Origin of the sequence: Arenibacter echinorum (assembly GCF_003259375.1) — a bacterium.
GTDB classification, from domain to species: Bacteria; Bacteroidota; Bacteroidia; order Flavobacteriales; family Flavobacteriaceae; genus Arenibacter; species Arenibacter echinorum.
On the sequence record NZ_QLLN01000011.1, the window covers coordinates 39,806 to 51,672 of the forward strand.

Consider the following 11,867-nt stretch of genomic DNA (forward strand, 5'->3'; position numbering starts at 1 on the left):
CCTCCAAAGGCAACGCTTGATTTCCAAAACGTTACCAACGTCATTGTATAAGTAACATGAAAAATTTCAGGAACCAAAAGGTTTAAATTACATTTATAAAATTTAAAGCCCTAAGCAAATTTGTTTAGGGCTTTTTTTTTATCTTTCCACCTTTATGGAGAAAAATATCAACTATAGATTTTTATCTTGTTTTCTAATATTCCTACAGTTAATGAATAGCGGCTGTAAGGATACTTCCATTGGCAAAAAAAATTCACGGACCACTCCAGCGAACGACAGTATTACTTACTGGTTGTCCGAGGAAAATAGCAGTTCCGATGAGGAGTATGGCAAAAACCTTTCCAAGGCCTATGATTTGGCTTTACAAGAAAAAAACGATTCCCTTAAATCTAAACACTTTTCCAGAATATCTTACTACTATTCATTGATAGGGGATTCTTTGCAATTTAGACGCTCCAACAACATCGCCCTATCGTTATCCGCAAAAATTAGAGATTCTAACGCCCTAGCGAATAATCATTGGGATTTGGCTTATTTCTTAGAGGATAATTCTGTTGAGGACAGTGCCTACTATCATTATTCTCAGGCCGAAAAAATATTTAGATCATTAAAGGATGACTATTCTACCGCTCGAGTTCTATATAGTTTGGCCAAGGTACAATCTGATATAAAGGATTACACCGCAAGTGAAGTCACAACCATTGAAGCCATCGAATTATTTAAGCCCCTGGACAAATATTACAACCTGTTTTTATGCTATAATAATCTGGGATCGGTAACAAATGCCCTAAATGAATATGACAAAGCTTTGGAATATTACGATAAAGCAATTTTTTATTTGGATAAATCCAAAATAGATAATTCCAATCGGTTGAAAAATACAATTTTTAATAATATTGGCATGGTTTTTCAAGCGAAAGGTGAAAACAAAAAAGCGCTTGAAAGCTTTGAGAAAATTATAAAAGAGGATAGTATCTACTTTAAGGACATTCATTTATATACACAGGCCCTTGCCAATTATGCTCAAACTAAGAATAAGCTTGGAGATACAGTTGGAGTTTTAAGCTCTTTTAAAAAAGCTCTAAAAATAAAAGATAGTGTAGGAGATAACAGAGGATTAGCACTTACCAATTATGAGATCGCAGAATATTACTTGAATATAAAGGATACTGCCAAGGCTTTAACCTATGCCCAAACGGCCAAACGGATTTCCGAACAGACCAGCAATAATAGAAGACTGCTGGAATCCTTGGAACTTATGGCAAAAGTGGACCCCGAAAACTCAACCAACTATACCCGAGAATACATAAAGTTAAACGATAGTTTGATCAGGGAAGAACGCTCAACTAGAAACAAGTTTACAAGGATAAGGTTCGAGACCGATGAGTTCATAGAACAAAATGAATTACTGACCCGACAGCGCCAATTATGGATCGGGATAGCCATTGCCCTATTTGTTCTTGCCGCATTTGTACTGATTACTATAGATCAACGCCGTAAAAATCAAAAATTGAGATTTGAACAGGCACAACAGAAAGCCAATCAAGAAATCTTTAATTTACTGCTGGCCCAAAACAAGAAAGTAGAGGAAGGTAAACAACTGGAGAAGAAACGAATATCCGAAGAATTGCATGACGGTATTTTAGGACAAATGTTGGGAATACGTTTAATTCTTTCCGGACTTAACAATAAAACCGATTCCGATTCCGTTCTTAAACGCAGTGACCTGCTTAAAAAATTACAAGGTTTAGAGGAGGAAATCCGTACAATTTCCCATGAATTGAGCAGAGCATCGCAAGAAAAAATTCATAACTTTATTGTATCCATTGAAGAATTGGTCAAAACAATTCAAGATTCCTCAAAAATGAAATGTCATTTTGAGTATGACGATAAAATAGATTGGGACCAGTTAAAGGGAGATATTAAAATTAACATTTATAGAATTGTGCAAGAAAGTTTGCAGAATTGTATAAAGCATGCCAAGGCCACTAAAGTGGACCTATTGTTCGAATCCGAAGATGATCATGTAAGGATTATAGTATTGGACAACGGCGTTGGTTTTGACCAAAAGAAAGGAAAAAGAGGTATAGGACTTAAAAACATTAATTCCAGATTGGAGAAGTTGAAAGGAACTTATGACATCCAAAGTAAAATTGGACAGGGAACAAAGGTAATCGTTACTATTCCCTGTATTATGGAAGAACAGGCAGAACCCATACCTGCCTATTAGATTATTATAATTGATAATAGAATGAGAACTTTAAGAGTCTTAACGGTAGATGATCATGAAATGATCACTACTGGGTATAAATATCTTTTGGAAGCTGCCGAATTTGAAGAATTTCAAATAAAGGTAGAAACGGCCAATACTTTTGAAACCGGAAAGCAAAAAATAGAGGATTCTGCCAGATCTTTTAAATACGACCTATTGTTGTTGGATGTTCAATTGACGGAGACCCATTTGGAAGAACCATATTCCGGTGAGGACTTGGGAATTTTCGCTAGAAAGATTATTCCAGATACCAAAATTGTATTCATGTCCTCATTTAGTGATAATTACAGAATAAACAGTATTCTAAAAAATGTGAACCCCGATGGCTATATGGTAAAATCGGAAGTGGATGAAAAATCCCTTATCGCCATGGTAAGAGGTGTAATCAACTCTCCCCCTTACTATAGTCAAAAAGCATTAGTGGCCATTAGAAAAAAAGTCTCCAATGATCTGTTGTTGGACGATAATGACAAAAAAATACTATATCACGTATCAATTGGCACAAGAACAAAGGATATGGTCGATTTTATAAACCTGTCCCTGGCAGGGATTGAAAATAGAAAAAGACAGCTTAAGGTAATTTTTGGAGTAGAAAAACAGAACGATTTAGCACTGGTCCATGAAGCCAGAAACAGAGGATTTCTTTAATCCAATCCTTGCTATTTCTCCCACTTTTACAACACTTTTCGACTCGAATATCCAGAATTCCCATAAAATATTGTCAGACACCTTTATTACCTCCCATTTGAGACGTTCCGTACACCTCTTTACCGTTTAACGTCTACTTTTTCGACGAATACACCCTATTTGAATGGAAACCTTAATTTTTCTAAGGTTTTTATCGAATTAAGGACAAAGCATTAGCCTAATTTTGACATAACTTTTTTAATTAATTACTATTAGGATGTCTAAATCAGGAAACGAATTTTTCAATAATCCCAAAATTGGGACACAAAGCACCAACCATATTATTGGTTTAGAGGCTTTTAAAAAAGATTTGGAAAAGCATTTTTTTGCAGAGGTTAGTATTGGTAATTATGGATTAAAAGAAGAATCAGCCAATTTGATCATAGATATAAGGTGCAACCTAAGTCTGGATGAAGCCTTGTTCTACTTAAACAAGGTAACACCCCAGCAAGGACGTACTTATAAATCCTATCCACAAAAGACTTTTCAATTTTTGCTGGCATATTCCGAACTAAAAAAATTGAACGGCGTAGCCTTGGACATAAGCGAATTAACCATTTCGTTAAACGATACAACTATTCTAATCAGTAAAATTTATGAGCAAAGTATCGCTGACCAGGCAGAAAACATTTTATCGGAACTTATTAACCACAATCTATATTATACAAAAGGATTAAACGAGACTCCCTTTGAAGTATTTATCCCTGTATTTGAAGAGGATACCTTGGAAAGTGATGCAAAATTAAGGAATATTGTTTCCGACAATAATAATACGAATGATTATTTCGGATTTTGGGGAATGTATTATGACCAAACCGAAGAAGCCGCCATTTACGACCTAAATTCCAAAACCATAATATTTGGTGACATTCAAATCCTTAGCGAATAGTAGGATTTGTCATAAAAAACTGTCCACAAAGTATAAAAGTCTAGATAAACAAGACTTGATTATACACCTTATGGACAGTATTTAAGAAATATATTAAGCGTTGAACAACGCTCTTGAATGCATTAAGGCATTTACTTTCTCCCTAACCGCATCAATAATTTTCTCATCTTCAGGATTCATTATCACTTGATCGATAAGATCTACAATAACCTTCATTTGGTCTTCTTTTAAACCTCTTGTGGTAATCGCGGCCGTACCAAAACGAATACCACTGGTTACAAAAGGAGATTTATCATCAAAAGGAACCATATTCTTATTGGCGGTAATATCTGCTTTCACCAAGGCGTTTTCAGCATCTTTTCCAGTAATGTTCTTATTTCTAAGATCTATCAGCATCATATGATTATCGGTGCCGCCAGAAATAATTTTATAACCTTTATCCACAAATGCGCCTGCCATTGCCGCAGCATTTTTCTTAACTTGAAGCATATAATGCAAGAATTCGTCGGTCAAGGCCTCTCCAAAGGCAATTGCCTTTGCCGCAATGATGTGCTCCAAAGGACCGCCCTGATTACCTGGAAAAACTGCCAAGTCCAGTAAAGCGGACATTTTTCTTAAAGAACCGTTCTTTAACTTCACCCCAAAAGGATTGTCAAAATCTTCACCCATTAAAATAAGTCCTCCTCTTGGACCACGCAAAGTCTTATGGGTCGTCGTGGTTACAATATGACAATGCGGAATTGGATCGTTAAGAATTCCCTTGGCAATAAGTCCGGCTGGATGTGATATATCGGCCAAAAGTATAGCCCCTACACTATCTGCAATTTCCCTGAATCTTTTAAAATCCATATCCCTGGAATAGGCGGAAGCCCCTGCTATAATTAGCTTAGGCTGTTCTTTGGTGGCTATGGCCTGAATTTTATCGTAGTTTAGTACACCGGTCTCCTCGTCAACCCCATAAAACACAGGATTGTATAATCTACCCGAAAAATTTACAGGGGAACCATGGGTTAAATGTCCACCATGCGACAGATCAAATCCAAGTATGGTATCACCTGGCTGCAAACACGCATGGTATACAGAGGCATTGGCTTGAGACCCAGAGTGCGGCTGAACATTTGCATACGCGGCTCCAAATAATTGTTTGGCCCTATCTATGGCCAATTGTTCTATTTCATCTACTATTTGGCAACCACCATAATAGCGCTTACCAGGATATCCTTCTGCGTATTTATTGGTCAATACAGATCCAGCAGCCTCCATTACCTGGGGACTGGTGAAATTTTCGGAAGCAATTAGTTCAATTCCATCTATTTGGCGTTCCTTTTCCGCCTCAATTAGTTCAAAAATTTGATTGTCGCGTTGCATAAAGTAATATTCTATTAAATAATGTGCAAAAATACAAATTGCCGACCGTTAATTCCTAGAAAATAATATATTTGATAAGATATTTATTAAACACAAGTTAACAATTCGAAAATGCCGTTAAAAACTAATCTTCCAGAAAAAAAAACATGGTTACCTGTACCCATTAATTCTGATTTTCCTATTCAGAATATTCCTTTTGGAGTTTTCTTGACCAGGGATGATATCATAACTATAGGCTCAAGAATTGGTGATTACGCAATAGATTTAGGGGCATTGCATCAATTGGGATATTTTAAGGATATTCCGTTGACCGATGATATTTTTTTGCAGGACACCCTTAACGATTTTATATCTGATGGTAAAAAGACCTGGCGTTTGGTCCGAAACAGGATCAGCGAAATATTCGATATCAATAACAACGATTTGAAGAACAACGAAGAACATAAAAATATTGTTCTTTTTACCATGGACGAAATAGAAATGCAGCTTCCTGTTCAAATTGGAGATTATACAGATTTTTATTCAAGTAAGGAACATGCGACCAATGTAGGTAAAATGTTCAGGGATCCAGCGAATGCCCTACTTCCCAATTGGTTGCACATACCGGTAGGATATCACGGAAGAAGCTCCTCTATAGTACCCAGCGGCACCTCTGTTAGAAGACCAATGGGACAGACCCTACCCGCCGGTGCCGAACAACCTATTTTTGGACCCTCCAAATTAGTGGATTTTGAATTGGAAATGGCCTTCATTACCACAGATGCCAATGTTTTGGGAGAACCAATTCCGGTTGAGGAAGCAGAGAATTACATTTTTGGAATGGTTCTTTTTAACGATTGGAGCGCCAGGGATATACAAAAGTGGGAATATGTGCCCTTAGGTCCGTTTTTGGCCAAAAATTTTGCATCATCCATTTCGCCTTGGATAGTAACCTTGGATGCCCTTGAGCCTTTCAGGGTTGCAAGTCCGGCACAGACCCCTACACCCCTGCCCTATTTACAACAAACAGGAAAAAAAGGTTTCGATATAAATTTAGAAGTTTCCATAAAGCCCGAAGGCAACAAAGCAACTACCGTTACCCGTTCCAACTTTAAGTACATGTATTGGACTATGGCGCAACAACTTGCCCACCATACCATAAATGGCTGCAAAGTAAATAGTGGTGATATGATGGGCAGCGGGACTATTTCCGGCCCAACCCCTGATACTTATGGCTCCATGTTAGAGCTTACTTGGCGTGGGGAAAAACCCCTGACCTTGGAAGACGGATCCACTAGAAAATTCATTGAAGATAACGATACAGTGACCATAACCGGGTATTGCCAAAAAGATAATGTGCGTATTGGCTTTGGAGAAGTCACCACCAAATTATTGCCAGTTTTTCAACAGAAAAAGAAATAAGGCGTAAAAAAACAGCCCCGTTTGTACGATACCTAATAGTTTAACGTTCGTGTATAGGACTATTTTGGCATAGCTATTGAACTATGTCCATAATATTTTTAAACCAAACGTTATGAAACAAATATTACTCACCTCGTTAATTCTGTTTTTTTTAATCTCTTGTGGAGGTGTCAAAAAAACGCAGGAAGCCCTGAACATGGGCAATTATGGCAATGCTATAAATACCGCCCTTAAAAACATTGCGGAAAACAAAACCAAGAAATCCAATCAACCCTACATTCAAATGTTGGAGGAGGCCTACAAGAAAAATACAGAACGTGAGCTTCAGCAGATCGCTTTCCTAAAGAAAGATAACAATCCGGCCAACCATGAAATAATTTTTAATGGATACCAAAACCTAAAATCCATACAGGAGCGTATAAAACCCTTATTGCCATTAAAACTATATGACGAAAATAGGGATGCCCGATTCGCATTTAAGAATTATGATGAGGAAATAATAAAATCCAAACGCGAATTGTCCGACTATTTATACAACAATGCCACGGCCCTATTAAATACAGGTCTGTATAAGGAAGATTTTAGAAAAGCCTTTGATCAATTTACCTATTTAAACGAAATAAACCCCAATTATAAGGATACCGCGCTTAAACTTGATGAGGCCCATAACAAAGGCCTGGATTACGTTCAAGTGGTAATGATCAATGATTCCGAACAAATAGTACCCAATCGTCTAGAGCAGGAATTATTAAACTTTAATACTTATGGATTAAACGACCTCTGGACCGTTTACCACACCAACGCTTTGGAAAATATTAAGTATGATTACGAAATGCAGGTAGCGTTCAGGAACATCAATATTAGTCCGGAACAGGTTACCGAAAAGCAGATCTCCAAAGAAAAGCAGATCAAGGACGGTTATAAATACGCCACAAACTCAAATGGGGAAGTTCTAAAAGACAGCTTAGGCAACAAAATAAAGATCGATAAATTTAAAACCGTTAAATGTAATTTTTATCAGTTCACCCAGCTGAAATCGGTTGAAGTAGTTGGAAATGTAAGCTTTTTGGATTTAAACAGCCAACAGCAGATCAATTCCTACCCCTTGGCCAGCCAATTCATATTTAACCACGTTTATGCCAAACACAATGGTGATACAAGTGCCCTTGAGGAAGACATGGTTCCATTATTGCAACTTTCTGCCGTTCCCTTCCCTAGTAATGAACAAATGGTTTATGACGCAGGGGAAGATTTAAAAGCCAAATTAAAAGGCATAGTTACCAGACATCGATTTAATTAATGCCCCAATAGGTCTTAGGGGGTTTCTTGGAGCCCAAAATAAATACATTTAGCCTAAAGGATATTCCTTTAGGCTAAATGTATTTATTTAAATCCAGTTGTGTAATTGCCCCATGGGATTCATGCGCTACTACCGTTCCATTTTTAATTACGAGCAACTGTGGCGACTCATGAACAACGCCAAACACATTACTGGTTTCATTGGAAACAGAGCGATATTGGTGCAGATCCAAGTAATGAAGATCCAAACTGTTTTTGGGCATATCATATCCTTCATTAAACCGATTCATAACCATTCTACTTATACCGCAGGTGGTGGAATGCTTAAATATTACCTGAGGCCTTATTTTGGACCTTTCCTTAATTACCTCCAGCTGCTCTACGGACGCCAATGGGGACCACGGCACAACCTTAGCTTCTTTTTTTTCCGTTTCGCTATTATTTCCCTTTCCAAAAAGCCCTTTTAGAATTCCCATTTCGTAATTTTAGTATTAAGTCCAAAAAACGTTGCTAACCTTACAAGCTGCCGAATTGTCGCTTAAAATTAAAAAATAAACGACATTTTGTCCTATTCAAAACCGTGGTAAGGTTGTTGCTTTTAAGACTTCAAAAGTAAGCAATAACCTAAAAAAAACAACTATATGAATTTTAATAACTTCACTATAAAGTCGCAGGAAGCCATACAGCATGCGCAACAAATGGCGCAAGGTCTGGGCCATCAACAAATAGAGAACGAACATATTTTTAAGGCAATTTCCGAGGTTGAAGAAAATGTACTTCCGTTTATCCTTAAGAAATTGAATGTAAATACCACCTTGTTGAACCAAATTTTGGAAAAGGAACTGGAAAGTTTCCCGAAAGTATCGGGCGGAGAAATTATGCTTTCCAGGGAAGCCAACAAAACATTGACCGAGGCTAGTATTATTGCCAAAAAAATGGAAGACGAATATGTTTCCATTGAACATTTGTTATTGGCAATTTTCAAATCAAAGAGCAAAATAGCACAAATACTAAAGGATCAAGGGGTTACCGAAAAAGATTTTAAGGCAGCCATAAATGAATTGAGAAAGGGTGGCAAAGTTACCTCCCAGAGTGCAGAGGACACCTATAACTCATTGAACAAGTATGCCAGAAATCTCAATGAACTGGCAGACAGCGGTAAATTGGACCCTGTGATAGGAAGGGATGAGGAAATTAGAAGGGTTTTACAGATCTTGTCACGTAGAACAAAAAACAACCCAATGCTGGTAGGGGAACCTGGTGTAGGTAAAACCGCTATTGCAGAAGGTTTGGCGCATAGAATTGTACAGGGCGACATTCCAGAGAACCTTAAGGATAAAATAATCTATTCATTGGATATGGGCGCCCTTATTGCAGGCGCCAAATACAAAGGAGAATTTGAGGAGCGCTTAAAAGCAGTTATCAAGGAAGTAACCTCTTCGGACGGGAACATTGTTCTATTTATTGATGAAATCCACACCCTTGTTGGTGCCGGAGGAGGACAGGGCGCCATGGATGCTGCCAATATACTTAAACCAGCTCTGGCCCGCGGGGAACTGCGAGCCATAGGTGCAACCACCCTGGATGAATATCAAAAATATTTTGAAAAGGACAAGGCCTTGGAACGAAGGTTTCAGAAAATAATTGTTGATGAACCCGATACCGAAAGCGCAATATCCATTCTTAGGGGAATAAAAGAAAAATACGAGGCGCACCACAAGGTTCGAATCAAGGATGAGGCCGTAATTGCAGCCGTTGAATTATCGCAACGCTACATTACCAATAGATTTTTGCCAGACAAGGCAATCGATCTAATGGATGAAGCCGCTTCCAAACTAAGAATGGAAATAAATTCCAAACCTGAGGAGCTCGATGTATTAGATCGTAAAATAATGCAGCTGGAGATAGAAATAGAAGCCATTAAGCGAGAGAACGACACCTCAAAACTCCAGGCCTTGAATGTGGACCTTGCCAATTTGAAGGAGGACAGAAATGAAATCTTTGCCAAATGGGAGAGCGAAAAAACTGTTGTGGACGATATCCAAAAAACAAAGAACGATATTGAAAACTTTAAGCTGGAAGCCGAAAGGGCCGAGCGCAATGGGGATTATGGAAAAGTGGCCGAAATAAGGTATGGCAAGATCAAGGAAGCCCAAGAACGATTGGAAAAACTAGAAAGCGAACTGGAAGAACAACAACTTGGGGAAACCCTGATCAAGGAAGAGGTCACCAGTGAAGATATAGCCGAAGTGGTAGCCAAATGGACGGGTATCCCCGTTACCAAAATGCTTCAAAGTGAAAGGGAAAAGCTGTTAAAATTGGAAGATGTGCTACACAAAAGAGTGGTAGGACAGGAAGAAGCAATACAGGCTGTTTCCGATGCCATACGAAGAAGCAGGGCCGGATTGCAGGACAGCAAAAGACCCATTGGCTCATTCCTGTTCCTTGGAACTACAGGGGTAGGTAAAACAGAATTGGCAAAAACCCTGGCAGCCTATCTATTTGATGACGAAAATGCCATGACCAGAATTGATATGAGCGAATACCAAGAGCGTCATTCGGTAAGTAGATTGGTAGGTGCACCTCCAGGATACATTGGTTATGACGAAGGTGGCCAATTGACCGAGGCAGTACGAAGAAGACCCTATTCGGTGGTATTATTGGATGAGATTGAAAAAGCGCATCCGGACACCTTTAATGTCCTTTTACAAGTATTGGATGAAGGTAGGTTAACAGACAACAAAGGTCGTGTAGCAGATTTTAAAAATACCATTATCATAATGACAAGTAATATGGGAAGCCATATTATCCAAGAAAAGTTTGAGAACAACAAAGACATCCATAGCGCCTCAGAAGCTGCAAGGGTGGAAGTACTAGGGCTATTGCGAAAAACCATAAGGCCAGAGTTCCTAAACCGTATAGATGACATTATCATGTTTACCCCTTTAAGCAAAGCGGACATTAAAAAGATAGTGGTACTACAACTGGATCAGTTGAAAAAATTGGTTGCCAAACGACAAATTACAATAGACGCAACCGAAGAGGCAATAGTTTACCTGGCCAACAAAGGTTACGACCCACAATATGGTGCAAGACCCATAAAAAGGGTAATTCAGAAAGAAGTATTGAACAATATTTCCAAAGAATTGTTAAGTGGTAAAATTAACCCCGGTGGAATTATTCTAATTGACTCGTTTGACGATCAGCTGGTATTCAGAAATGAGAGTGAACTAGCGAAATAAATTGACCGGTTTTAATAGAAGGGCATCCGATTATAAATTGGATGCCCTTTTTTATTAACAATATATACCATGCAGTATAAGATTTTTTATATTAGCATAAAACTGTAAGGACATGTCTACAAAAGCCGAGAGAACAACCGCCTATATCATTGAAACCGTTGCGCCAATTTTCAATAAGCTTGGATATGTTGGAACTAGCATGAGCGATCTTACAGAAGCTACAGGCTTGACAAAAGGAGCCATATACGGCAATTTCGAAAACAAGGATTCCTTGGCACTAGCGGCTTTTGAATATAACAGCAAAAAACTATTGTCTGAAATAGACGATAAGTTAAATTCTAGCGGGACTTCCCTACAAAAACTTTTTGTGCTTACCAATTTCTATCGTCACTACGATACTTTTATAGAGGAATTGGGCGGTTGCCCAATTTTAAACATTGGGATAGATGCCAATCACAATAATTCCCAACTGCTGGCCGCAACCAGGGAAGCCATAAAAACTATAGAGGGGAAAATTGCCTTGTGTCTGGAAAATGGACTTAACAACAATGAACTAAGACTGCCCGTAACACCACTTCAGTTTTCAAAACAACTATTTACAATGATACAAGGAGCAGTGGCCATGGCCACTATAACAGGCGATAGAAAGTACTTGCTTAATACGGTGACCTACTTGGACCAATTAATTGTCCGTGAAATAAAAAAGTAA

General features: G+C 38.3%; 9 protein-coding genes. 7 read left to right on the forward strand and 2 right to left on the reverse strand.

The features are described 5' to 3' along the window. Positions 1-211 precede the first annotated feature (211 nt). From LV92_RS20645 to LV92_RS20655, 3 genes are all read left to right on the forward strand, one after another. Complete coding sequence (locus tag LV92_RS20645) at positions 212-2,230, forward strand: tetratricopeptide repeat-containing sensor histidine kinase (RefSeq protein WP_170126371.1); 2,019 nt, start codon at positions 212-214, stop codon at positions 2,228-2,230. 21 nt (positions 2,231-2,251) lie between these two features. Then, entirely contained in the window at positions 2,252-2,920 is a 669-nt protein-coding gene (locus LV92_RS20650; protein WP_111625495.1) for a response regulator, read from the forward strand. 256 nt (positions 2,921-3,176) lie between these two features. After that, complete coding sequence (locus LV92_RS20655) at positions 3,177-3,848, forward strand: hypothetical protein (protein ID WP_111625496.1); 672 nt, start codon at positions 3,177-3,179, stop codon at positions 3,846-3,848. Between the two features lie 93 nt (positions 3,849-3,941). Here LV92_RS20655 and glyA read toward each other — a convergent pair whose 3' ends face one another. Then, positions 3,942-5,216, reverse strand: coding sequence for a serine hydroxymethyltransferase (glyA, locus tag LV92_RS20660; RefSeq protein WP_111625497.1), 1,275 nt, complete (start codon positions 5,214-5,216; stop codon positions 3,942-3,944). 111 nt (positions 5,217-5,327) lie between these two features. Here glyA and fahA point away from each other — a divergent pair, with 111 nt between their 5' ends. Both fahA and LV92_RS20670 read left to right on the forward strand, forming a co-directional pair. After that, positions 5,328-6,617, forward strand: a complete 1,290-nt coding sequence (fahA, locus tag LV92_RS20665; protein ID WP_111625498.1) for a fumarylacetoacetase — start codon at positions 5,328-5,330, stop codon at positions 6,615-6,617. A 112-nt stretch (positions 6,618-6,729) separates the two neighbouring features. After that, the gene (locus LV92_RS20670; protein ID WP_111625499.1) at positions 6,730-7,917 is read left to right on the forward strand and encodes a hypothetical protein; all 1,188 of its coding nucleotides are present in this window, start codon (positions 6,730-6,732) and stop codon (positions 7,915-7,917) included. Between the two features lie 73 nt (positions 7,918-7,990). On the opposite strand, the gene ytxJ is transcribed toward LV92_RS20670, so the two are convergent. After that, positions 7,991-8,392: a bacillithiol system redox-active protein YtxJ gene (gene ytxJ / locus LV92_RS20675; protein ID WP_111625500.1), complete on the reverse strand. Its 402-nt coding sequence runs from the start codon at positions 8,390-8,392 to the stop codon at positions 7,991-7,993. A 165-nt stretch (positions 8,393-8,557) separates the two neighbouring features. On the opposite strand from ytxJ, the gene clpB reads away from it, so the two are divergent. Both clpB and LV92_RS20685 read left to right on the forward strand, forming a co-directional pair. Continuing rightward, complete coding sequence (clpB, locus tag LV92_RS20680) at positions 8,558-11,158, forward strand: ATP-dependent chaperone ClpB (protein WP_111625501.1); 2,601 nt, start codon at positions 8,558-8,560, stop codon at positions 11,156-11,158. A gap of 112 nt (positions 11,159-11,270) precedes the next feature. Beyond that, positions 11,271-11,867: a TetR/AcrR family transcriptional regulator gene (locus LV92_RS20685; RefSeq protein ID WP_111625502.1), complete on the forward strand. Its 597-nt coding sequence runs from the start codon at positions 11,271-11,273 to the stop codon at positions 11,865-11,867.